The following is a 25,034-nucleotide window of genomic DNA, read 5'->3' as shown; positions in this document are numbered from 1 at the left end:
CCGGGGAAGCTTCTATTTTTGCGTTATTTTAGCGAGCCGGGTCAGCCTCTGCTCATCGCGGCGAACGCAGGTGAAAGATGCCGCTGCCGAGAGCCGATACGACAATTCTCGGCTCGTATTGCCAGCGGATTTCCCCTTTGCGCGCTTCATACTGCTCCAGTACGGCCAGCTTTCGCTCTTCGTCCGGATCGTTAAGCAGGTCCTTATAGTAGGCGTCGATCAGCGCCAGCTCCTCGCCGAGCCTGTCCCTGGCCTCGTCGGCCCAGGAGCTGTCGTAGCTCTGCAGGATCTCGCCGATTCTCGCTTCCAGCGCCTGCCGGCCTTGGGGAAGCGAGAAGCTGCTCGGCGCGATGTGCATATTTTCCGGCATACGGGGGATAAGCGCTTTGCCGCTCAGCCTTGCGCCGAAATCTTCGTCGATCCGCCCGGTCAACAGGGATACGCCGATGAAATGCAGCTCCTCGCGCTTCATATCGCAGCAAAAATCGATTTTGTAGCGAACGCCGAGCCAAGGCTCGTACGCGGCCGGAAGCAGGGTGGACCGCTGCCTTGGGCCGGGATCCTCGAACAGGTACACGGTCCGTCCCCCCTGTCTCGCGGCGGCAAAAATCTGCTTCAGCCGCGGGCTGCCGAAGTACAGCTCCTCCTGCTGGATCCGCCCCGGCCCGAGGATGGGCAGCGGCCTCACCGCGCCGAAATGCCGCGCAAGCAAAGGATCCTCCTGCGCCGGAGCGGCGTTGTTCGCCTCGGAAGCCTGCTGCATATTCCGGTGGCGCTCGGCGTCAAAAATGAACGAGAAGGTCATCGTCTCCGGCGGCGTGCCGGTCCGCTCGATAAAGCCCCAGTAATAGGGGCGGTTCGTCAGCTCGCGGTCGGCGCGGGGCGACAGCTTGACGGTGACATGGTACGGCGATTTCTCGAGGAATTGGCATTCCGTCGATTCCAGATAGGTCATGACGAACTCGCGGATCTGTTCCTGTGTCATACTCAAAGGTAGCTCAACCTCCCATCAGCCGTTCTTCGAGTCCGGCGCTCCCGCTGTCCGCTTCGCCGCTGCCCATGCCGGCCTCGGCTTCCAGCTCCTCGCGGATGGAGTGCAGGGAACGGCCGAGCGAATCGACCCGGCTGGCGATTTCGGCTTCAGTGCCGGATTCCAGCAGGATTTTGTAGATGCTTTTTTCCAGTGAATCCTGTTTCTCAAACCGTTCCAAAATAACGTCGAGCTGCCCGATAACCATCTCGAACATATTGATTTTCTCATGCAGAAGGTTCAGGATATGCTCCTCGATCGTCCCTTTGGTCGACAGGTTGTAGATATGGACGTCATTCTGCTGGCCGAGCCGGTGCACTCGTCCGATCCGCTGCTCGACCCGCATCGGGTTCCAGGGCAGGTCGAAATTGATGATCTGGTGGCAAAATTGCAGATTGATGCCCTCGCCCCCGGCTTCGGTGGCGATCATGACCTGGGCCCGGCCGCGGAACAGGTCCATCATCCAGTCTTTCTTGCCCCGGTTCATGCCGCCGCGGTAAGGGACCGCCGTCAGGTTCCGGTCGCGGAAGTATTTCAGCAGATACTCCTGGGTGGCGCGGTATTCGGTGAACACGATTACCTTTCCCTCCATGCCGCGGATGAGCTCCATCGTTTTCTCCGCCTTGCTGTTGGCTTTGATCATTTTGATCAAGTCGACGAGCTCCCAGATTTTATCGCGAATCGGCGAATCGGGCGCCAGCTTCTTGGACAGGTTGACCAGGGTGACGAAGACCGCGTCCCGGCTGCTACACACTTCTCGTTGCAGGGTAACGAGCGAAAGCATGCTGTTCAGGTCGCCGCCGGCTGCATTATATTGGTCTTTGACAAAGGAAGTGACCCCGGCGTATAATTTCATTTCTTCGGGCGAAAGCTCGACATCGATATTTTTGACATTGCGCTTCGTGAATTCCAGCCCGCCGTCGCCGCGGCGGTTGCGGATCATGATTTTGGCTAGCTCGCCTTTGAGCTGGCCTTCGTTTTTCGGCACTCTTTTGTCGAATACGAAATTGGCCGCAAAATCGTTCTGCCCGCCCAGCTGTCCCGGTTTAAGCAGGGTGATCAAATTGAACAGTTCGCTCAAATCGTTCTGCACCGGGGTGGCCGTGAGCAGCAGGCAGTATTTCTTGCGCAGCTTGAGCATGAACTGGTAGTTGGTCGTTTTTTTGTTCTTGAGTTTATGGGCTTCGTCGATGATGACCATATCGTATTCGTTGCCGAGCAAAATCTCCCGGTGCGGGTCGCGTTTGGCGGTGTCGATCGAGGCCACGACGATGTCGTTCTGCCAGGAATGCTCCTTCTTCTGCGCGATCGCGGGAATGGCGAATTTCTGGTTCAATTCGCGCACCCATTGCAGGACCAGGGAGGCGGGAACGAGAATGAGGGCTTTGCGGACGAGTCCGCGAATGATATATTCCTTCAGGATCAGTCCGGCTTCGATCGTCTTGCCGAGTCCGACCTCGTCGGCCAGTATCGCCCGGCCGCGCATCTCGAACAGCACTTTGCGGGCCGTTTCGGTCTGATGCGGCAGCGGGGTGACCTGCTCTTCCGGCAGGTGCTTGAGGCACAGCATCTCTTCGAAGCTCGTTACGAGCGAAGCCGCTTCGGCCTCGCCGGCGAGGTTGAACAGCTTCCAATCGTCCCAAGGGCCGCCCTTGTCCATACGGGCTTCCAGATCGTCGTACCAGCTACGGTCGAATTGGACCGGAACGGCATTGACGGCTTCGACTCCGGCACCGGCCTTGGCTTCCGGTCCGGCATAATCGGCGCGGCGATCCGCGGCGGAACCTGGAGGATGCGGATTCATGATGTAAAACCTCCCTTATCGTAAGCGGCTGAGGCCGTTTCTTTTTTCTTGCAGAGTTAGGTGTAGTATGGACGAAAAAAGGAATCTTCATAACCTTGCGGCGGCTTTGCGTCGGGTGGAAGAGGCGGTGAGCAGGAGGCTTGCGGGGAGCCGATTTGGAAATTGTTTCAGTCTCGTTTCATGTGGAGCTGTCGAAAAAAGGAGCAATTCGGAGTAAAATGATGATCTTAAGGGCTTGGCCCATTTTTTAGGCTAAAATTTCATCTTCAATTGCTGTGACAACGAGATATTGTATAGTATAATGGTAATCGCACACAATATGTTGTGATTTTACATATTATATACCGTTTCTTTCGTGTGTATGACGGTTATAGTTTGGTAGGGAAAACGGCCAAAAAGAGCTTGAAATATGGCTGATTCGGCCTGATTCGGCCGATATGGTTCCCGCCAGAGTAACCGATATTTTTTTGTTTCGGCTGGAAATTGCGAACACTTTACGGTAGGGGGGAATTGGTGCTGAACGCTCCCGGTTCCGTTGATGCGAGCGAGAATACGGATTGTAGATGTATTGGCGGGATAAGGATAAGAAAAAGGGCCAATTCGACCGTTATTCGCAGGAATGGGGCAATTTTCGAGAATATAACGGCATTTTAGGAGCTTATTTGGACAAGAATGGCGATTTTTACTCGTTTTTTTAGGGAAACGGCTGAAATAGCGTGATTGAAATAGTGTCCTAAAATGCCGCTATGTGCAAATTTGATCCGCTTGAACCCGGCTTAAGAGGTAGAGGGGCGGAGAGGTTCTCGTTCAACAAAATTTAGCTTATGCTTTCGAAGCAAGTTTTGTTTCGAAGCAATTCTTGTAGCATATGTTCAACAAAATTTTTAGGAGGGTGTTTTCTTTGAAAACTGTGCAGAAACAGACCCTGGAAGGGCTTAGCGAGAAAATCTTTTTGGACCGGTACGCGTGGAAAGACGCGGATCCCAGCCATGCCAAGGTAGGCGACGTGGTCCTCGTCCTGACGAAAGACGATCCGAAATTCCCGACGAAGGAAGTCGGCGAAGTCGTGGCCCGTAACGGCCGGACCGTCACCGTCAAGACGCGCAAAGGCGAGCTCGTGGAGTCCGACGTCGAGAAGCTGACGCTGAATATCGAGAAAACACCGGAAGAAATGTGGGACCGCCTGGCGAACGCCATGGCTTCGGTGGAGGAAACGCCCGAGCTGCGAGCGGAGTGGGCGGAGAAGTTCCGCTATATTCTGGACGACTGGAAGCTGGTTCCGGGCGGCCGGATCGCGGCCGGTGCGGGCGCGAGCGATGAACTGACGCTGTTCAACTGCTATGTGATCCCGTCGCCGAAAGACAGCCGCGGCGGCATTATGGAAACTCTGTCTGAAATGACGGAAATCATGGCCCGCGGCGGCGGCGTCGGAATTAACCTCAGCTCGCTGCGTCCGCGTCGCGCCGTCGTGAAGGGCGTCAACGGTTCGTCTAGCGGCGCCGTATCCTGGGGCGGCCTGTTCAGCTACACGACCGGCCTGATCGAGCAAGGCGGCAGCCGCCGCGGCGCGCTGATGCTGATGATCAACGACTGGCATCCGGATTTGCTCGATTTTATTACGGTCAAACAAACGATGGGCCAGGTAACCAATGCCAACCTGTCGGTTTGCGTCAGCAACGATTTCATGAAGGCCGTGAAGGAAGACCTTGACTGGGATTTGGTATTCCCGGACACGACCGAAGAAAATTACAACGAAATTTGGGACGGCGATCTGGAGAAATGGAAAGCGGCCGGCCATAAGGTGATCCATTTCCGCACGGTGAAAGCCCGCGAAATATGGCACACGATTATGGAATCCGCCTGGAAATCGGCCGAGCCGGGCGTCGTATTCATGGAATATTACAATCAAATGTCCAACAGCTGGTACTTCAACCCGATCATCTGCACGAATCCGTGCGGCGAACAAGGGCTCCCGGCATGGGGCGTCTGCAACCTGTCGGCGATGAACTTGTCCAAGTTTTATGATGAAGCAACAAATGACGTCGCTTGGGACGAACTGGCGACCACGACCCGCTATTCGGTGCGGTTCCTGGACAATGTCATCAACAAGACGCCGTATCATTTCGAACAAAACGAGAAGAATCAGAAGAACGAGCGCCGCGTCGGCCTCGGCACGATGGGTCTGGCCGAGCTGATGATCAAGCTGAAGATCCGTTACGGCAGCCCGGAATCGCTCGTCTTCCTCGATAAACTGTACGGCTTCATCGCGAAGGAAGCGTATCTGGCTTCCGCCGACATTGCGGCCGAGAAGGGTTCGTTCCCGGCATTTGAAGCGGACAAATATTTGCAAAGCGGATTTATGAGAAATATGACGGAAGTGTACCCTGAAGTCGGCGAGGCCGTCCTTGAAAAAGGCATCCGCAACGTGACGATCATCACCCAGGCGCCTACCGGCAGCACGGGGACGATGGTCGGCACCTCGACAGGCATCGAGCCTTACTTTGCCTTTAAATATTACCGTCAAAGCCGCCTCGGCTTCGACGAGCAGTTCGTGCCGATCGCGCAGGATTGGATGGACGCCCATCCGGGCGAGAAGCTGCCGGATTATTTCATCACGGCGATGGACCTGTCCGCCGAGGATCATATCCGGGTGCAAGCGGCCATCCAGCGCTGGGTCGACAGCTCGATCTCCAAAACGGCAAACTGCCCGTCCGATTTCACGATCGAAGACACGAAACGGTTGTATGAGCTGGCGTTCGATCTCGGCTGTAAAGGCGTAACGATTTACCGCGACGGCAGCCGCGATACGCAAGTTCTGCAAACGGAGAAGAAAGAAGATAAAGCCGAAGCCAAGGCAGAAACGGCAACGGATACCGGGGAATCTGTCGACACGTCGATCGGGGAAGGCGCTTTGGAGGCGGAATTGGAGACGCTGGAAGGCTTGAATGAAAGCCTGGCGGTTTCCGAGGAAGCCGAGAAGAAGCCGGTTCTCGACAAGCAATACAAGAAGCGCCCGCAAGTGCTTCACGGCGCTACTTACAAGATCAATACACCGTTCGGCATGGCTTATATCACGATTAACGATCTGAACGGCATCCCGAGCGAAATCTTCCTGAATGTCGGGAAGGCCGGCTCCGACGTATTCGCCATGGCGGAAGCTTTGGGCCGCGTATGCTCCCTGTTCCTGCGCTACGGCGATCACGGCCACAAGGTAGAGCTGCTGATCAAGCACTTGAAGGGCATCGGCGGCTCCGGCGCCATCGGCTTCGGCCCGAATCGCGTGGAATCGATCGCCGACGCGGTGGCGAAAGCGCTGGAAACCCATGTGCAAAACGGCCCGTACGACGGCCATGATCCGGCTCCGGTCGCCGCTACTGTGGCGCATCATGAGGATCATGATCATGCGGCGAATCAGGGTTCTGCCGGAGGCTCGCATGCTCATCACGGCGCGGCGGCGACTTCCCGCGACCTGTGCCCGTCCTGCGGCTCCGCCTCGCTGATCAACATCGAGGGCTGCAAAACCTGCAGCAACTGCGGGTATAGTAAGTGCTCGTAAGGTTTATAAGCGAAAATGTTTTTACAAATATATAAATAGTTAATGAAAAAGGTTAGATCAAAGATACGCCATATATTAAATAGAAAAGATTTAGTTCCATAAAGATTGAAGACCACCGTTTAAGCGGTGGTCTCTTTTGTTGTTTGCGCATCGCCTGAAGCAAGCCTCCGTCTACCGCCACGGATTTGGAAGAACAGAAAGAACAGCGTAATGAGCAGCGGATAAATCATCGCCCAGCCGGTAAACGGAAATACGGCGGCCGTGGCCGCAAAAGATATCCAACTGATGACAACGCCGGCCCGGTTGCCCTTCAGCAAACGGATTCCGGCCGCGCAGCCGCCCATATAGGTCAGAATAAATGTCGCGTTTGGAAACTGGATCAGCGTGGCCAGGGATAGCGTTCCGGTTCCGTAGAGCAGCATTACAACCGCGAAACAGAGCATGAGGAAAATCAGTGCTCCCACCGGCGTATGAAATCGCAAGGACAGCATACTCCACCATTTGGGCGCTTTTCCCTCGCGGGCCATTGCGTAGGCGACCCGGGCGGCTGCCCCGGAATAAGCGATGATACTGGCCATACAGATAAACAGCCCGGTAACCCCGGCGATAATTCCTCCCCAGGAACCCAGCGGCTGGCTGATAATCCAGACCATCGAAGACTCCGAACCGCTCTTCAAATAGCTTTGCGTACCGACCGTAGCCAAAGCGGACATGAAATATAATATGCCTACGATTATGGCGGCGGCGGTTACCCCTTTGATCGCCGCTTTTTGCGGATCTTTGAATTCCTCGGACATGTGGGACACGGCTTCCCAGCCGATAAAACACCAGAACAGCATCGATGCCGCCTGTCCGACACTAAGCCACCCGTGAGGCACAAACGGCGTAAAGTGAACGCTCTCCATCCTCGGCAGCGCCGCCGCGAAGGAAAAGATCAATACGGCCGCGATCGCTATGACGACGGCAATTTGTATCTTTCCGGCCAATTGCATGCCGATCCAATTGGTGAAGAGGCCGATAGCCAGCATTGCAGCGGCAACAGCAATTTTGGCTCCTTCGCCTAAACCTAACGCGGCGGTCAGATATCCCGCTCCGGTCAAAGCGGCAACGGGCGCACCGATCGGGACCGACATCAGAAAAAACCAGCCGATAAGCGTTCCCGTCCGCTCTCCGTAAGCCAGCGTCACGAAATGGGAGACGCCGCCCGCGTTGGGATATTTGGCGGACAACAAGCCCATGGACAAAGCCATCGGAAGAATCAGCAGCGTCATAAATCCCCAGGCGAGCAGTGAGGCCGGCCCGGCCATTTCCGCCGCCAGTCCCGGAACGATCAATACGCCCGAGCCCAGCACGGCGCCGATATAAAGGGCAATCGCCTGCGGCAGGCCGATGCCCTGTTGTAGCTTAGATGAGGTTTCGTTCATTGTGCAATCCTGCTTTCCTTGTGTTTTTTTCTAGCGTATCAGATAATTAATCCATAGGAAAAACAGAATTATTGAATTTAATCCATCTGAAATTCCGATGGAAGGAGGGCTCTAAATGGAATCCCGCCATTTATTCACGTTTCTGGTGGTGGTCGAGACAGGCAGTTTCACCCGTGCCGCACAAAAGCTGGATTATGCGCAATCGAGCATAACGGCGCAGATCCAGACGCTCGAATCCGAAATTGGCCTGCCTTTGTTTGACCGGATCGGCAAAAAGATTATTTTAACCGATGCCGGACGCCGGCTGCTTCCCTATGCGCAGGAGATTTCCAAGATCCACGACATGGCCAAAAATGCTCTGCACATGGAGGCCGAAATAGCCGGTTCCCTGAAAATCGGCGCTCCGGAATCGCTTGCCGCCTTCCGTTTGCCCGAAGTGATCCGTGAATACCGTTTGCGTTATCCTCAGGTTCAGATCATTTTGAAGCCGGGACAATGCTGGGAACTGAGGGACATGGTCCGTTCGGGAGGATTGGATGTGGCTTTTTTGTTGGAGCCGGAGGTCGAGGACAGGGACCTGCATATCGAAACGCTTGTACAAGAGCCGATGGCGCTGGTTGCGCCGGCGGATCATCCCTTGCGGCATGAGGCGGAGGTCTTGCCGGCCAGGCTTAAGGATCAAACCATATTGTATACCGAAAGCGGCTGCTCTTACCGCACGTTATTTGAGCATGTACTCAACAGCCATGGCGTTTTTCCCGACCCCAGTCTGGAATTTTGGAGCATTGAGGCGATCAAACAGTGCGTCATGTCCGGCTTGGGCTTGTCTTTTCTGCCGTTTATAACTGTCCGTAGCGAGCTTAGGGAAGGCAAGCTGGTCAAGCTGAACTGGAACGATGAATCCCAGCGGGTAGCCACGCAGCTCGCTTATCACCGGAAAAAGTGGAGATCGCCCGCATTGGCGCAGTTTATCGATATGATCCAGGAGCGTGCCGAACGTTGGCGGGATGAAGCGGCAATTTGACCGGTTCTTTTGCAGACTGCCATAGCCTCATTGGCCTTTCCCGGTATTACCGGGGGAGGTCTATTTATGATGAAGTTGCTTCTGCTATTGAGAAACGCGTAGTAAAATGGATAAAACACGGGAAAAGGAGTGGAAGGAATGGAAGCTTTGCGGCTGGGTGATTTTACGGAATACCGTTTTCTATCCGGCGTTCAACTATCCCCAAACGGGAAGAACGCTGCATTTTGCGTGAAGAAAAGCAATCCGGAGAAAAACGGGTACCTTTCTGATTTATGGATCAGCGATGTAATCAGCGGCAAAACCCGGCAGTTTACGGGGATGGGGGATGTCGGTTCCGTGCAGTGGCTGGATGATGAGACGCTGTTGTTTCAGGCGAACCGGGAATCCAAGGGGAAGGAGCCGAATCCGTTGGAGCCTCAAACCCATTTCTATTCCCTTCGCATCGATGGCGGTGAAGCGCTTAGGGCATTTACGCTTCCGCTTCAGGTCACGGAAATGGTGCCGCTTGGAGGCAGCCGCTGGGCCGTTTGCGCTACATATGACAACAAGCTTCCCTCCCTTGAAGGTCTGTCAGATGAAGATAAGGAGAAGGCCCGCAAAACCTATGAGGCGGAGAAGGACTATACCGTATTGGACGAAATTCCTTTTTGGCAAAACGGCGAGGGAATTACCAATAAGAAGCGCAACCGGCTGTATCTGTTTGATTCAGCGGACGGCAGCCTTCTCCCGATCAGCGGCGAGTTGTTTAATGTATCGTTATTGAAAGGCAGTAAAGACAAGCTGCGATTGCTGTTTGCGGGGACTGAATTTTCCGCCAAAATGGAGCTGACCGAGTCGTTATGGACCTATGACTTGACTAGCAACGAAACCCGTGAACTCATTCCGGCTGGAAAATATCAATTCTATATCGCCGAGTTTCGCGGGGAAGATATCGTCTTTGCCGCATCGGAGTGCCGGAAATTCAGTATTAACGAAAATCCTACCTTTTCCGTGGTTGATCGAAGCGGGCAGATCACGCGATTTGCCGATCCTGATCTTTCTTTAGGAAATACAGTGGGTTCAGACAGCAGGCTGGGCGAGGGAAGGAGCTGGCTCGTAACCGATGAAGCCATCTATTCTATCGTGACGGATCGCGCTTGCTCCCGGCTCTGTAAAATCGCCTATAATGGAGAAATTGAATGGATCAGTCAAGCGGAAGGTTCGGTTGACAGTTTTTCACTGCTGGACGATACCTGCGTGTTTATCGGGATGCGGGGGCAGCGGTTACAGGAGCTGTACCGGTTAGACCTGCGTACGGGAGGGGAAACCCAACTAACCCATTTTAACGATGAAGTGTTGCGGGACAAATACGTTGCCGCTCCTCAACCGCTTTCGTTTGTAAATCAAGACGGCATCGAGATTGATGGCTGGGTGCTATTGCCGAAAAATTATGACGCAAGTCAAACTTATCCGGCGATTTTGGATATTCACGGCGGGCCGAAGACCGTTTACGGGACCGTGTTTTTCCATGAAATGCAGCTTTGGGCGAATGAAGGGTATTTCGTGCTCTTCAGCAATCCGCGCGGCGGCGACGGACGGGGGGATGATTTTGCCGATATCCGCGGCCGTTACGGGAAGATCGATTATTCGGACCTTATGGAGTTCACGGATCGGGTTCTGGCGGCTTATCCTGCGATCGACGTCAACCGGCTCGGCGTGACCGGCGGAAGTTACGGCGGTTTTATGACCAACTGGATTATCGGACATACCGACCGTTTTGCCGCAGCCGTTTCGCAGCGCTCCATTTCTAACTGGATTTCGATGTGTTGTACGACCGATATCGGGTATTATTTTGCAACCGATCAAACGGCATCGACGCCTTGGGACAATTTGGAGAGCATGTGGGAGCAGTCCCCGCTAAAATACGCCGACCGCGTTACAACGCCTACGCTGTTTCTCCATTCCGACGAAGACTTCCGCTGCTGGCAGGCGGAGGCGCTGCAAATGTTTACCGCTTTGAAAATGCACGGCGTGGATTCACGGCTATGTCTGTTCAAGGGCGAAAACCACGAGCTGTCCCGCGCGGGGAAACCGGAGCACCGGATCCGCAGACTGACCGAGATTTCGGAGTGGTTTAAAAGGTATTTGAAGAAGTGATAGAAGATAATTCGCAAGGGATACAGTGAATAAGGAAACATTTAGTTCCAAAAGTATTGGAGACTACTGCTCAGGCAGTGGTCTCTTTTTAGTTAAAGAATGGAGCGTCGGATTATAAGTGTAAAATTTTTAATGGGAGGGATTATGCAAATGTCCATTAGTGATCGTGAAGAACAGCATTTGAAAAGCTCCCCGTTATCATTGAGGGCAATCAGTTGTATAAATCGTATCCCGAGTTAATCACGCTATGCTCACCTGATGACTATCGTTCATTACAGCTATATGAGCATTTGATGAAACGAAAAGGATACAGCAAAAAAACAATCAGAGCATATATAGGACATGCAGAGCGCTTCATGCGACAATCAATTCGCATTCATATATAAACCAGGCGATTAGCGCTTTGCGTTTTTTGTTCCGAGATACGTTAAATATCCGAGAAATCCCTAACCATTGGGTTCGGCCCAAACGTAATAAAACGCTTCCGACCGTGCTTTCGGAACAAGAGGTTATGGCTATTTTTGAATCAACCTCAAATTTAAAACATCGATTGCTGCTCACTTTAGCATATTCCTCCGGGCTTCGGGTAAGTGAAGTAGTACGTCTCCCGATTGCGAGACATTGATTCATCCCGAAAGCTCATTCATATCCGGCAAGGTAAAGGTGGAAAAGACCGTTATAGCCTACTCTCTAATGCAGTTTTAGAGATACTGCGAGAATATCTGAATTCCCATGCTGTAACGGATTATCTTTTCCCTGGCGGAGATAAGATTGACCGTCATCTTTCTGAACGCACCGCACAATATGTATTCGAGCAGGCCAAAAGGAAAGCCGACATCCCCAAAAGGGCTTCTATTCACACTTTGCGGCATTCCTTTGCCACACATCTGCTTGAAGGGGGGACGGATCTACGGCATATCCAGGAATTGCTTGGTCATGCAAATGTGAAGACCACTCAGATTTACACACATGTCAGCCGGAAGGATCTGAATCGAATCCAGAGTCCATTAGATAGGATCATGGATAATAAATCCAAAGCCAAAAAGGAATAAACCTCATTTGCGTCAAATATACAAACAAGGAATATTATACGAAATCGCAAATCAAGCATTTTTGGAGATATTGGCGAATTCGGAGAAAAGACGTTATGTGAAATGGCAGCAAGATAAAAAGAAAGGAAAAAAAGATCATGAGAAACATTAATATTTCTTATATTGCTTTAATAGTTTCAATAACCGGGTTGTTAGTTTCTTTCATTAATGTAAACAGACAGAGAAAGGCTGCATATAAAAATGAAACCGAAAAATTCAAAAGAGACTTAAGATTAAAAGCAAATGATGAATTTATAGAATTGCTGTTTCAATTTCTTGAGAATACAAAAGAAATTCGGACTCTTAGTATTCCATTTGATGAGAGATACCTAAATACTGATATTAAAGTCAGAACAAAAGAATTTGATGAGAGATTTTGGAAAATTACAAAAACTTGGATTAAGTGCCATAGTGCATTAGAGACTTTTTATCTGAAACGCATTGTTGTAATAAAACAATATAGTGATTTGTACATAATAATAAGACAATCTGGAATTGAACTGGATAAAGCTCTGTGGGATTTGAAAAATGATTATATAGGAACAGAAGACATAACACTAATAAAAGATAAAGTAAATACATACCAACTAAAGGCTGAAAAGTTTATAAGTCTCCTTGAGGGAAGTATACAAAAGTTGCAAAAGGATTTTCTAGGGGATTTATTTGAATAGACTACTCGGAGAGGGCTGCCACATCATATAACATTGCATTCACGCTGCGGGCCATATAGCCCTGGGTCTGCCAGAAGAAAAGTCGAGGAAGTTGGGGCAGGCAGACAACCCTACGAACCTAACCGCGTCGCGGCCGCCCCATTGGGGCTTAAGGTTCTCGGGTTCGTGAATACGGGAACGTTAACCGAAATTGCTGAAACATCAATAAACCTAAACCCATCTGGAGGAAAGATGACAAAAAGATTGATAGAAATATTTGAAATAGCAAATAATAATTTCATTCAAAATGATTTAGAATTATTAAATTCTGAAGTGTCAGAGCGAACACTTTGTGGAGCGCTTATGATTCACTTATATGAAGTAATTAAGAAATCAGAGTTTTCAAGGTATAAAGTTGATGTAGAGTACAACCGCAATAAAAACGGGAAAGTAAAGACTCATGTTAAAACCATAAATGGACCTAACGATATTATTGTAAAGATAAACTGTGATCTAATTGTTCATAGTCGAGGCAACATTATAGAGCAGGATAATCTCATTGCACTTGAGATGAAAAAATCGAATAGGAAACAAAAAGATAAAGATGATGATAGATCGCGGTTAGTAGCTTTGACTAAAGATAGTTATGATGATATTTGGTCATTTGATGGTAAGACTTTACCAGAACATGTTTGCAGATATGGTTTAGGAGTCTACTATGAAGTCAATTACAAAGAGAGAGTCATATTAATAGAATATTATAAAACCGGTTATATGTTCAAAGAATACAAAATGAAGTTTTAACAACAAATGATTGAATTTTGAAAGTAAATCGAAGAAGTCAGCAACTTCAGTTAACACCATATTCACGCATCGGGCATTCGCCCTCGGTCCGGTACGAAGTTAGAAGTGAATCCGGAGAGGGATTTCAGTTTCAGGGAAGCGAGATCAGCCGGACACATCCGCACCGACTAACTGCGCAAGCGCAGCCGGCTCCTGGCGGAGCCTTAAGTCGGTGGGACGTCGTGAATACAATAACGTTATACGACAGGGTCTGAAATAAAAAGAAAAAAGCCCGAAGGCTCTTAAAGTTTTGTGATATGTAATTCATTGAAGAGATATAAGGCATCTTTAAATCCCTGCAGATATATTTTTCTTTCTAGAATTGCTTGTATTGAGATTTGAGCGTCTTCATAGAGGAATAAAGTATGTTGCAGGTTGTCGGGGAGGGATTCTCGTATTGTTTTGAAATACTGTACAGAATCATTTGATATTTCCTTGAACTCGGAGTTATTGGTTTTTATCTCATTATATAATGACTCTAATCGGTTACGAATCAGTGGATCAATCAAGGCCTCAAAAGAATTGCTCAAAAATCACACCTCCCAGGCAGATTTATATTTGCGAAATAAAGTTTAACTTCTCGAATATTATTTTACCATGATGAATCTTTATGTCAAGAGAACATAAAAATAATTTTGCTTACACAAATATTGTTTAATATAATTAAAGAAAAATTCAACTACCTTGTGAGGGATTTAGCAATGATAAGTTATAAACCATTACAAAAATTACTCATAGATAGAGACATAAAGAAACAGCAGCTATTAAAAATGACTGGAATATCGTCGGCAACAATGGCTAAATTGAACACGAATGAATACGTCTCTCTAGAAGTGATTGATAAAATCTGTTCAGCATTAAACTGTCAACCTGGTGATCTATTAGAGCATATCCCTGAATCTAAATAAGGAATAAAAAGAACTTGGAAATAAATGATGGGGGGGAATTCAAAGAAGAACCCCGTCGTATAACATTGCATCTACGCTGCGGGGCATTCGCCCCTTGGTTGTCAGATGTGAAATCAAAGAAGAATACTCAGACAACACACGACCCGACCTAAGATAAGAGCTATCTAAGGTCGGGTCGCGTCGTAGATGCGGAACGTTAGGTGAAATAACCGGAGAGCGATTTTATGGAGGTATCTCTATGAAGTTTTCATATGAACTCGATAGTATTGGCTGGGCCAATGTTTCTTTAGAGATTAATGATGAACAATATGACTTTTCTCCAAGTTATTTAACAAATGCATTAACAGACTTTTTAAGGGCTTTAGAGGTATTAATCCCTGAAGTAACAGAAAGTGATGAGATCAAGAAAGTTACAAATTTTTCGTGGAATTCGGAGCCGGCAGAACACGTATGGACACTGACTAGGAAGAATGAAATTATTAATTTAGAAATACATGAATATGAAGATGGAATAGATTGCGGGAAGAAGCAAGTGATATTTAACCAAGACATAAATCTTGAAAAATTTATCAAAGCAGTAGTCAGTAGTCTTACAATCTTATTAAGAAAGCATGGGATCGTGGGTTACAGAAAACAATGGTACTCAGAAGAATTTCCTTTAAGTAGTTATCTCATGTTAATGCAGTATTTAGCTGACAAGAAGATATCTATAACTAAATATAACGTAAATGAGTGGAATGAACATTTAAGATCTGATATTGAATCTGAATTTGAGTTGATTAAAAAGCATATGTAATGATTTGAATGTTGTTCAGGTTGCCGGTTACTTCAGCTAAAACCATATTCACGCATCGGGCCATCCGGCCCTCGGTCCGGACAGAGGAATTTCGGAGAAATGGGAACAGCCGGACAACCCTTCACTGGCTAAGTCCGTCGGATCCGGCGCTGGCGCGCCTTAAGCCAGTGAGGGTTCGAGAATACAAAGACGTTAGGTGAAATACCATAAATAATTTGGAGGTCAAATTTCAAGATGCTGAAACTAAAAGAAGAATCTCTCGATTGGTCTTTGAAGCATATTAATAAATACGGAGATTCCTATGTTTTTCCGAAGCTTTTTGAATTTGAAGCAATTAATGAAAATTGGCATGATATAAAAAAACATCTATTAGCTATCGATGTTTACTCTAATGGAGTAAGGCCATATAGAACTACTATTACACCGAAGAGCAGTGTCGGCTTTCGAATATGTACTCAATTAGATCCCCTAGATTCGATAGTGTATAACGCACTAATTTATGAGATACATGAAGAAATAGAAAATAAAAGGATACCAGCTGTGCATGATATCGTGTACTCATTTAGGTTAAATCCTGAGAGTGAGGGCACTCTGTTTGATACTGAATATAATTGGAAGAAGTATGAAGAAAAGACGAAAGATTTATTGGAATCAGAAGAATATTCGTATGTAGTGATGACAGATATTACAGACTTTTATCCAAGTATATATCTACACAATATCGAGACTCATTTGCGCGAATGTGTAAAGTTAAGCGGAAAGAATGCTCATGCTGAAACTTTAATTAATATAATTAAAGCTATGCACATTAGTCAAACTCATAAAGGACTTCCAATTGGCCCTCAGTTTAGTCGCCCAATAGCTGAGCTTGTACTAAATGAGATCGATCAGATACTTATTGATAATGATATTGTGTTTATTAGATATGTCGATGATTATCGACTGTTCTGTAAATCTGAGAATGAAGCGTATAAATCTTTAGCGTTCTTGGCACAAAAATTGTATGATATTTTGAACTTAAAATTAAATGAACAAAAAACTAAAATTCTGACCACTGATAGCTTTATTTCTAAGCATCTTTATTTGTATAAAGAAAGAGAAAAAGATAGGATAATCGAAGAATTCTATGAATTATTAGATAAGCTTGGAGTTAGTAGAGATTTCTATGGGGAGATTGATCTTTCTTCGTTAGAAGAAGAAGAAATAGAAAAACTTCAAGAGTTAAATATATTTGAGTTACTAGAAGAGGAACTCAGTAAAGATGATTTTGATATAGGTTTTGCTAAATTTCTTATCGGAAATTTAGCGCGCTTTGATAATACTGAAGTAGCAGAGTTAATATTGACAGAAGAAAATATGAGAAAGTTATTTCCTATTATTAAAACTATTATTAATCACCTTGAGCTAGTTAGATCTTATGGCGAAGAACAAAAGCACGAAATTGGAAGTAAAGTGATCAGTCTGCTTCAAAGTAGTTTTATGAGTGAGTTAGAGTTTAATAGGTCTTGGCTATTACATCTATTTTCTAATAATGACGAATGGAACAATGAGAAGTATTTTTCAGAATTAATAAAGAAATATGATGATAATTTTACAGTTAGAGAGTTGATTTTAAATTTAGGAAGATCAAAAAATCATAGATATTTTAGAGAAAACAAGTTTAGTATAATTTCTGATCCTTGGGTTAAGAGAGCTTTTCTAGTAGCAATTAGTTGTCTACCAAAGGATGAACGAAATCCTTACTATAAATCAAGAAGTTTGACCCAAAGGGATCTTTTGGAGCAAGTAGTAGAGAAATGGGCACAGAAAAACCCCTTTTAGAATATCTAAGAAGCATGGTACTTCACCTAACATTATATTCACGCTGCAGGGGTATTGCCCTTTGGTTGACAGGATGCATTACCATGGAAGAAGTTCCAGTCAACAAACGCCCCAGCCTAAGAAAAGAGCTATCTAAGACGGGGACGTTTCGTGAATACCAAAACGTTAGCTGAAATTCAAAAAGGAGATTATAAATGAAAAAAAGATTAGCTACTTATCATAATAAGCAGATAAATGTAATTAGAGGCTTAAAAGATGATGAATATACTCTACTAAATGAGCACATTGTTAGAATCAGAGAGTTTGAAATGAATTACAGACGAATTAATTATATTGCGCAAGCCTTAAAGGATTTAAATGTATTGATGTCCGACAGATTAAACAAATCTATAAAACCAAGTGATTTTGATACTAAGCTTTATATAAATATAATTAGTTTTCTAACTCTATTTAGAACATTTTTGGATCATTGGGAGACATACATAAAAAGAACCTATGGAAATAAATCGCTAGAAGTTACTAAATTTAAAGATTCTACTTCATTGGAATATGATAGATCATTCTCGTATCGTTTTATATATGAACTAAGAAATTTCAGTATCCATTGTGATATTCCACTAGACAATGTAAATATGAAATTGAATGAGGAGACAGAAGAAAAAACAATTAACATTTTTGCGAATAGGGACCAGCTATTAACTGTTTACGATTGGAAGCTTGTAATAAAAAGAGATCTGCTTGTAGGTCCACCAAATATTGATTTGTATGAGCATTTTGAGAGTGTAATTGAATCTGTAATAAATATACAAAGAGTTGCCATAAATTTATGTGACACAAGAAAGTTATTAGAAGCGGCGATGGGAATATTAAAAATAAAAGAGGAAAATAGTATGGCTTCAGATTTTATCATTATAGAATATACAGGGTTAAATAAAGATAGTAAGCCTGAAAATATTAATATTGAACATATCCCGATCGAATTCGCTACTTATGTGATTACTAATATTTTAAAAATAAAATAATGTAGGTTTATCTGGAAATTTTTAAACTTCAGCTAACAACGTATTCACGCATCGGGGCTTACGCCCCTCGGTTGTCAGATGTATAATCATGGAAGAGGCTCTGACAACAAACGACCCAGCCCAAGATAAGAGGTATCTAAGGCTGGGTTGTTTCGTGAATACCAGAACGTTAGCTTTAGCTGAAATAACCGAAAAGTGAAGAAGGTGAAGAACTAGTGTTTAACCTAGAAGCAGCAACAGGAAAATCGTTCAATGCACTGAATAATTATGTTTCAGAGGTAAAGAACAAAAATTCTGCAACCGCTGCTGCGACCTTTATTATTCATAATGATCGTATCGTGAATGAGTGGTATTCAGGAGTACATGATAATTTTTTAGAAAGTCGATTAGTTGATGAGGAATCACGATTTAATGTTGCTTCAGTCCGAAAGACATTTTTAGGGTTTGCTACTAGTCTTGCATTGCATCAAGGGAAGATCAGAAGCATTGATGATCTTGTAGTCGACTACTTAAATGACTTGGATAGGGAAGTATTAAATCATACTACAATAAGACATTTATTAACCCATACTCATGGACTGGAGAGTCTCGATAGAAGATTGTTTCTTCAAGGGACAGACTGGAAGTACAATAACGTCGGTGTTAATTTGCTTATCGAGATCATTCGGAAATTATATAAGATGCCCTTAGCACAATTAATTGAAGAATGTATATTTTCACCTACGGGATTTAATCAAACCGGATGGTGCAAAGATCAAAATAATAAATTAGTTTGGCTGAACGAACAATACAAAGATGATCAGGGTAGTGAAGCTAACTTATTTATTAGCACGAGAGAATTAGCTTATTGGGGTTATTTGCATTTAAATAAGGGAGCTATAAATGGGAAACAGTTATTAGCTAAAGAAATATTCGAACAAACCACTTCCATTATTAGCCTATCCGAATTAAAACCTGAATTACCAAGAAACGGATTTTTTTGGTTTATACAAGATGAGCCGCGTTCTTTAACGGAGTTAGGCAATAAACTTCCATCTGGTTCTTTCCAATCCTTAGGTGCTACCGGATGTGCATGTCTTGTCATCCCTAAGTATAAAACTGTGGCGGTAAGAATGTATAATCAGAACGGATCAAACCCAGAAGGATATGATTATCTTGATGATATAAAAACATTTGGGAATTTGGTATGTAAGTGCGTAGAGGACCAATAAATGTGAAAGTGGTTTCAACGAAGTCGGTTACTACAGATAACAACGTATTTATGCATCGAAGCTTACGCTCCTCGGTTGTTAGATGTATAATTATGGAAGTGGCTCAGACACCAAACGACCCAGCCCAAGATAAGAGCTATCTAGGGCTGGGTCGTTTCGTGAATACAAGAACGTTATCTGAAACTGCTTTGCAAAACTCTTTGAGAACGTGGATTTATTACTGCATTTAGACAATTGACAAAGTAAATGCAAGCTATCGTATTCAGAATACAGCTTCTTACTCCAACGCATGTTGACATTAGATGATAAAGGAGAACTAAGATGTACGACTATATCAAAATTCCAGAAATCACTGACGGAATTAAATTTGAATCATTAATACATGATCTTTATGCTGTGTATCTTGAGAGAATTCAAAAGAATGGAAGGTCCGGTCAAAGTCAAAATGGCGTTGATATATATGGCTATGATTCGAAAAAAGAATTAGTAGGGATACAATGCAAAGTAAAGTCTAAAGCAGATATAAGTGATAGAGGTTTTAGAAGAAGTCTAATTTCAGAGATCAAAAGCGAAGCTGAAAGGGCATCTAATTTCAATAAAAATCTAAAAAGATTTCTATTTACTACAACTGCTCCAAGAGATTCCAGTATTCAAAATGAAATAATTGATTTAGATAAAGAAGTGTACACGCTATATGGCTTCAATATTCAAGTACTTTTCTGGGATGATATAAGTGACATGTTGACTAGACAGAAGCATAAGGAAACCTTTATTAAATATTATAATGATCTAATAATTCGCGAGGAGATTATTGGGGCGGTTAAGTCAAAAGTATTAAGTCTTGTAGTAGGTATTGCTTCGCCCGAGAACTATTCTGGCTTCAGAGATGTAAGTTTATATCAGTTAGTATTAGGATATATTCCTAAACTCAATAAATATCCCAATGGAATTGAATACTACTCTAATTCATATATTTTGGGATGTTTCCAAACGAGGGGCATGGATACTTTCCTTATACCATGTTATCCGTCTGATTTAGAATATGTATTCGGCAAGAATAGAAGTTATAGAGATGTTTGCACTATAGTTGAATGGATAAACTCCATTGATATAGATAAGGAAATTAGTAACGAAACAAGGGAATACGAGTATTTATGGTCGGAAGAACGTTTTCAGGAATATATAGACCGATACGTTGCAGATTAACTATGTAATATATCTAGATAATATTGATTGAACAGTAATTTGTTTGTTATTCAAAGAAGAAGCAGCATCGGATAACACCATATTCACGCATCGGGCCATCCGGCCCTCGGTCTGGGAGGGGGAATTCGGGGAAGTCGAGTCAGCAGACAACCTTGCACTAGCTAAGTCCGTCGGACCCGGGGCTAGCGTCCCTTAAGCCATGAGGGTTCGTGAATACAAAAACGTTATCCGAAATACTCTAAAGAAAAGAAAAATATGAATATTAATTGAATAGTTCAATTGATTTAAAGAGGGAACCCTTTAATGATGAAACTCATAAAAACTAGCTTAACATTCATTTGCTTAGCAGCATATGTTCAACTTATTAGTTTGGTCTCGTTTGATGTTGCTAAGAGATATTATCCTTTTTTCAATGAATTAGATCCAGATAACGTATTTATGGTATTAGTCATTCACCATATTTTACAGGCATTAATAACGTTGTTAGCTATTATCGTTATTTCCAAGTTGCTGAATATACGTTTTAAGGATTTTGGGTTTAATTTAAATAAATTTAGGTATTCTATTGTATTTGTTTCTGTATTCCTTGGCGTATGGATCCTAATCCAAGCCGTTGTTGGCATTTATCTAATAAAACAGGTTGGAGTTTCTCCTGGCTTCACATTCCCGCTCAACTTCAGAAATTATATAGGCTATTATTTATTTGAGGTTCTTTTATCAGGAACAAGTGAAGAATTCATGTTTAGATCATTAGTAATAACTCTAATGTTGAGTTTATGGGGAAAGTATTTTTCCAATAGTAAAAGATTATCAATCATAGTTATATCTGCATCTACATTAATATTTATGATAGCTCATATTAATTTTAGTTTATTTCCATTTAAGATAACTCACTTTGACATACTTCAACAACTAACCTGTTTGGCGTCCGGTTTATGTTTTGGGTATTTGTTTATAAAAACAAAAAGCATTGTAGGATGCATGATTGCCCATAATCTGTTAAATGGTATTATAACATTCATGTCATTGCTGTTTGTTTTATCATTTAGTTGATGAATTGAAAGGTAAGTTAATTCGATGAAGTGAGCACATCGGATAAACACCGTATTCACGCTGCGGGGCTTACGTACCTTGGTTGTCAGATGTATAATCATGGAAGAAGCTCAGACAACAAACGACCCAGCCTAAGATATGAGTTATCAAGGCTGGGTCGTTTCGTGATACGAAGTCGTAAGGTGAAATAAGTAAAACTGAATTTTTGATGGAAGAACTAATTTGAAGAAGGAACTGTTCTTTATGATTAATGGTTACTTAGAAGGTCTAAGCAATTTGGTTACATTCTTTGGAGTTTGTTATGGACATAAGTATCAATTTATCGAATTAATGGATTGCAGAAACTTAATAATTGGAAGGACGAGTTGTTTTTAATTAGCGCCAATTGGTTTTTTTCATTATTTCGAATGCAAGATATTAAAGTTAGATATGGACAATTTGGTAGTAATGATCTTAAATCAGCCGAATATGATAAAGAATTCAATGATGTAAGTAATAGGTTAATTGAGTTGCTAACTGAATTCTTTGATGTATTTGATGTTGATGCCTACAGATTATTGACCGAAACTGAATATAAGGACGAATTTGATTGGGAACAGATTTATTTTCATGTAGATAATAAGATGTATGTCCTCGATCTATATCAGTGGGGTTAATCATAGAAACCACCTACTTCACCTGAACAACGCATTCACGCATCGACTAAGATAAGATATCTAGGGTGATGAGGGTTCGTGGATGCAAAACGTTTTTGAACCAACTCTTTTAAGTAGTTCGAAGGAGAGTTTAGAAGTGCAAAATAAGATATCAGTTGAGAATATGAGCAGCATATATGTTAAGGAGCCTCATCCAACTATATTAATTGATGGAAAGCCTTTGGATATAATGTTAAATGAAATTTGCCCAAATGAGTTGGTTTTTGGGTTAATTCCAACAATGGTAGATTGGATGAATTTTGATGAAGAGTTTAAACTAGTTGAGAATGTATTTGCCACAAGCCACGAATTAAAGATCATACCGATTCTAATGTGTCCGGATGATTGCGATTTATCTTGTACACTAATTGTTGCGGAAGAAAAAACTACACAGGATCAAGTAAAATGGAATCGAATTGGAATAGATATGAATAAGCCTAATGAACTGATTAACCAGAATAGATTTCTAGAATCTGGGGTTAAGTGGTTAGATAAAGTTCCAATAATGACATTTAGTAAAGAAGAATATATAAAATCGCTGGAGAAGATATATAGAAGAGCAAATTGATGAGTTTCGAAGATGCCAGGTGCACCGACGCATCGGGTTTTTGCCCCTTGGTTGTCAGATCGGGAAACATTTTAGAATGGTGTGAAAATATGCTAAAAGTCATGCTAGAAAACTTGCAGATTTTGTTCTCTGTATCATTTGGGTCTTTAATCCTGATTGGAGCAGTGGCTTTTCTGGCCGTTATGTTTATATACGCTAGAAAAGATACAGAGTTAAGTTATAGAAATAGGATCATCTTATTTTTCTATGTTGTCATTGCAGTCATATTAATAACTATTTTTTGTTTGAGTTTTTTGATTTTTTCCATGCATTTGTTATTTGCTTTGATTTACTTTTTTTGTTGGATCTTTGGTTTGAACCAGGTTATTTCTAACTATTTGGCATTAACAGTTACTTTTATCGGATTCTCTTTCATCCCTAAAAAAATTACAAAACCTATTTTGAAGTTATTTCCGACGGATTTTTATAATGATAAAAATGTGATGGCAAATATTCTTGTTGGATTTTTAGATGTTTTAAATATTAAAACAATAATTTATTTATTTTCGTTTATATTAGTGTTTTTAGCTGGGATAGAGTCGTTAAGCGGTATGGTGATTTTTCATAATGTCCTATTATGGATCAATATTAAACAAATTGTATTGGAGAGCGTCGTTACGTTTATTGCCTTTGATAGATTTTATAAAGCGATTGTTGAAGATTTCAATAAAAATAAACCAAAAATAATATCTATTTATAATATTGTTACTGATTATTTGAAAAAAAGTTAGCAGGTATCACGTGAAGATCACATGTCGGGCATACGCCCTCGGTCCAATTCTATTAACGACATTACAAAGAGAGGATGGGCGGCACTAACATGGAAAACGTATCAGATGCAGTTAAATCAGAATCTATAAAATCCTTTCAATCGACAATCCGCAAATCCAAAAACGGCTTGGCTCAGATGACTGAAAAAGGCGCCAGTACTACTTTAATAAGGAAACGACTCAATGCTCTTTACATTGGCTTAGCCATGCTGGAAAATGTTTGGAATCAAAAGCCTCATAATTATAACCAGGAAGATATAGCAGAAGCTCGTAATACTCTTAATGGCTTATTCCCATCCCTTGAAAACGTTTATTCAAAGTCAAAGGCAGGTAGTCCGCAAAGAACGCTTTTAGAACGAAGAATTAAAGCTTTGGAATTGGCTGTTCAAGCTATTGATAATCATTCCAAAGAATAACGAATCAGTAGTCAAAAGCTTAATAAGTAGATCGGGAGAGAAAGTACTTCCGAATAGCGTTTCGTGACTTACAAGTACGTTCGACGACAACAATGTAAAAAAATAAAAGGAGGGTTGTATTATGTCAAATCTTTTCTCCATACATAAAGGAACAAACGAAGAAGCGAATTATGTAAGAAATCAACTTATTGAATATAATGCCTTATATGCGCCAAATGGAATCTACGAAGAAGTCAATCTGTGTTTGAAGTCCGATAATCGAGATATAATTGCAGGGCTTAACAGCGCGGTATGTTGGAACTGGATGGAGATTGACATTCTGTGGGTTGAAGAGAAGCATCGTAAACAAGGACTTGGTAAAAGGCTATTAAATGAAGCCGAAAAAATAGCGAGATCAAAAGAGTGTACTTTCATTAAATTGAATACATTTAGCTTTCAGGCTCCTGAGTTTTATAAGAAGTATGGATATAAGGAAATTGCAATGATTGAGAATGCTCCACTTGGAAGCAATCATTATTACTTCAAAAAGGACTTGGTAGTTTAAATAAATGAGAATTAAACAAACTACTTAACTGGAGGAAGATTATGAACATAAGAACGATTAATAAGAATGGAGTAGAGATTGCCTCCGTTACCAGCAGTGAAGTATTAATCACTGATGTCCAATCCGCTTTGGATCTTATAGCGACGGTTAGTTATGAAGTTGGAACCAACAAAATCGTTTTAAACAAGTCGGTTATAAGTGAAGATTTTTTTGACTTGAAGACGCGGTTAGCGGGGGAAATCATTCAAAAATTTATAAATTATCAAACGAAAGTTGCCATTGTCGGTGACTTTTCGACGTATCAAAGTCAAAGTCTAAAAGATTTTATATATGAAAGCAACAAGGGAAAGGATTTATTTTTCTTATCGGATGAAGATCAAGCTATTGAAAAATTGTGCAGCATTTAAAATCACAAAAACTTGAAGGT

Annotated in this window: 22 protein-coding genes; 18 read left to right on the top strand and 4 right to left on the bottom strand. The window is 43.4% G+C overall.

Annotated features, from left to right (window positions below; genetic code table 11):
- Positions 1-52: 52 nt before the first annotated feature.
- Together V3851_RS06145 and V3851_RS06140 are read right to left on the bottom strand one after the other, a co-directional pair.
- Positions 53-991 (bottom strand): YqhG family protein, encoded by a 939-nt coding sequence (locus V3851_RS06145; RefSeq protein WP_331845642.1) that lies wholly within the window; start codon positions 989-991, stop codon positions 53-55.
- 7 nt (positions 992-998) lie between these two features.
- Complete coding sequence (locus V3851_RS06140) at positions 999-2,834, bottom strand: DEAD/DEAH box helicase (protein WP_331845641.1); 1,836 nt, start codon at positions 2,832-2,834, stop codon at positions 999-1,001.
- Between the two features lie 901 nt (positions 2,835-3,735).
- Here V3851_RS06140 and V3851_RS06135 point away from each other — a divergent pair.
- Complete coding sequence (locus tag V3851_RS06135; RefSeq protein WP_331845640.1) at positions 3,736-6,390, top strand: adenosylcobalamin-dependent ribonucleoside-diphosphate reductase; 2,655 nt, start codon at positions 3,736-3,738, stop codon at positions 6,388-6,390.
- A 119-nt stretch (positions 6,391-6,509) separates the two neighbouring features.
- On the opposite strand, the gene V3851_RS06130 is transcribed toward V3851_RS06135, so the two are convergent.
- Positions 6,510-7,814 carry an amino acid permease gene (locus tag V3851_RS06130; RefSeq protein WP_331845639.1) on the bottom strand — a complete coding sequence of 435 codons (1,305 nt, stop codon included), beginning with the start codon at positions 7,812-7,814 and terminating at the stop codon, positions 6,510-6,512.
- Positions 7,815-7,929: 115 nt separating this feature from the next.
- On the opposite strand from V3851_RS06130, the gene V3851_RS06125 reads away from it, so the two are divergent.
- The 5 genes from V3851_RS06125 to V3851_RS06105 all read left to right on the top strand — a co-directional run bounded on the left by V3851_RS06125 (position 7,930) and on the right by V3851_RS06105 (position 13,519).
- Positions 7,930-8,838, top strand: coding sequence for a LysR family transcriptional regulator (locus V3851_RS06125; RefSeq protein ID WP_331845638.1), 909 nt, complete (start codon positions 7,930-7,932; stop codon positions 8,836-8,838).
- Positions 8,839-8,976: 138 nt separating this feature from the next.
- On the top strand, positions 8,977-10,974 hold the full coding sequence (locus V3851_RS06120; RefSeq protein ID WP_331845637.1) for an alpha/beta hydrolase family protein: 1,998 nt from the start codon (positions 8,977-8,979) through the stop codon (positions 10,972-10,974).
- 611 nt (positions 10,975-11,585) lie between these two features.
- Complete coding sequence (locus V3851_RS06115) at positions 11,586-12,026, top strand: tyrosine-type recombinase/integrase (protein WP_331845636.1); 441 nt, start codon at positions 11,586-11,588, stop codon at positions 12,024-12,026.
- A 137-nt stretch (positions 12,027-12,163) separates the two neighbouring features.
- Positions 12,164-12,736 (top strand): hypothetical protein, encoded by a 573-nt coding sequence (locus V3851_RS06110; protein ID WP_331845635.1) that lies wholly within the window; start codon positions 12,164-12,166, stop codon positions 12,734-12,736.
- Between the two features lie 165 nt (positions 12,737-12,901).
- On the top strand, positions 12,902-13,519 hold the full coding sequence (locus V3851_RS06105; protein WP_331845634.1) for a hypothetical protein: 618 nt from the start codon (positions 12,902-12,904) through the stop codon (positions 13,517-13,519).
- Positions 13,520-13,800: 281 nt separating this feature from the next.
- Here the strand turns inward: V3851_RS06105 and V3851_RS06100 are convergent, their stop codons facing one another.
- Positions 13,801-14,088, bottom strand: coding sequence for a hypothetical protein (locus V3851_RS06100; RefSeq protein ID WP_331845633.1), 288 nt, complete (start codon positions 14,086-14,088; stop codon positions 13,801-13,803).
- A gap of 171 nt (positions 14,089-14,259) precedes the next feature.
- On the opposite strand from V3851_RS06100, the gene V3851_RS06095 reads away from it, so the two are divergent.
- The 12 genes from V3851_RS06095 to V3851_RS06040 all read left to right on the top strand — a co-directional run bounded on the left by V3851_RS06095 (position 14,260) and on the right by V3851_RS06040 (position 25,014).
- On the top strand, positions 14,260-14,466 hold the full coding sequence (locus V3851_RS06095) for a helix-turn-helix domain-containing protein (RefSeq protein ID WP_331845632.1): 207 nt from the start codon (positions 14,260-14,262) through the stop codon (positions 14,464-14,466).
- A 238-nt stretch (positions 14,467-14,704) separates the two neighbouring features.
- Complete coding sequence (locus V3851_RS06090) at positions 14,705-15,262, top strand: hypothetical protein (RefSeq protein WP_331845631.1); 558 nt, start codon at positions 14,705-14,707, stop codon at positions 15,260-15,262.
- Positions 15,263-15,496: 234 nt separating this feature from the next.
- Positions 15,497-17,083 carry an RNA-directed DNA polymerase gene (locus V3851_RS06085; RefSeq protein WP_331845630.1) on the top strand — a complete coding sequence of 529 codons (1,587 nt, stop codon included), beginning with the start codon at positions 15,497-15,499 and terminating at the stop codon, positions 17,081-17,083.
- 194 nt (positions 17,084-17,277) lie between these two features.
- Positions 17,278-18,105: a hypothetical protein gene (locus V3851_RS06080; protein ID WP_331845629.1), complete on the top strand. Its 828-nt coding sequence runs from the start codon at positions 17,278-17,280 to the stop codon at positions 18,103-18,105.
- A 215-nt stretch (positions 18,106-18,320) separates the two neighbouring features.
- Positions 18,321-19,316, top strand: a complete 996-nt coding sequence (locus tag V3851_RS06075; protein ID WP_331845628.1) for a serine hydrolase domain-containing protein — start codon at positions 18,321-18,323, stop codon at positions 19,314-19,316.
- 321 nt (positions 19,317-19,637) lie between these two features.
- Entirely contained in the window at positions 19,638-20,522 is an 885-nt protein-coding gene (locus V3851_RS06070; protein WP_331845627.1) for a hypothetical protein, read from the top strand.
- Between the two features lie 303 nt (positions 20,523-20,825).
- Positions 20,826-21,575, top strand: coding sequence for a CPBP family intramembrane glutamic endopeptidase (locus tag V3851_RS06065; RefSeq protein ID WP_331845626.1), 750 nt, complete (start codon positions 20,826-20,828; stop codon positions 21,573-21,575).
- 738 nt (positions 21,576-22,313) lie between these two features.
- The gene (locus V3851_RS06060; protein WP_331845625.1) at positions 22,314-22,838 is read left to right on the top strand and encodes a hypothetical protein; all 525 of its coding nucleotides are present in this window, start codon (positions 22,314-22,316) and stop codon (positions 22,836-22,838) included.
- Entirely contained in the window at positions 22,838-23,608 is a 771-nt protein-coding gene (locus V3851_RS06055) for a hypothetical protein (protein ID WP_331845624.1), read from the top strand. The genes V3851_RS06060 and V3851_RS06055 overlap by 1 nt, the downstream gene beginning before the upstream one ends.
- A gap of 89 nt (positions 23,609-23,697) precedes the next feature.
- Positions 23,698-24,063 carry a hypothetical protein gene (locus V3851_RS06050; protein WP_331845623.1) on the top strand — a complete coding sequence of 122 codons (366 nt, stop codon included), beginning with the start codon at positions 23,698-23,700 and terminating at the stop codon, positions 24,061-24,063.
- A 121-nt stretch (positions 24,064-24,184) separates the two neighbouring features.
- Positions 24,185-24,607, top strand: coding sequence for a GNAT family N-acetyltransferase (locus V3851_RS06045; protein ID WP_331845622.1), 423 nt, complete (start codon positions 24,185-24,187; stop codon positions 24,605-24,607).
- Between the two features lie 41 nt (positions 24,608-24,648).
- Positions 24,649-25,014, top strand: coding sequence for a DUF4180 domain-containing protein (locus V3851_RS06040; RefSeq protein ID WP_331845621.1), 366 nt, complete (start codon positions 24,649-24,651; stop codon positions 25,012-25,014).
- Positions 25,015-25,034 lie beyond the last annotated feature (20 nt).

This window comes from Paenibacillus haidiansis (assembly GCF_036553665.1).
Taxonomy (GTDB): domain Bacteria; phylum Bacillota; class Bacilli; order Paenibacillales; family Paenibacillaceae; genus Fontibacillus; species Fontibacillus haidiansis.
The sequence above is the reverse complement of the archived record's forward strand: the minus strand, read 5'-3'. Positions and strand labels throughout refer to the sequence as shown.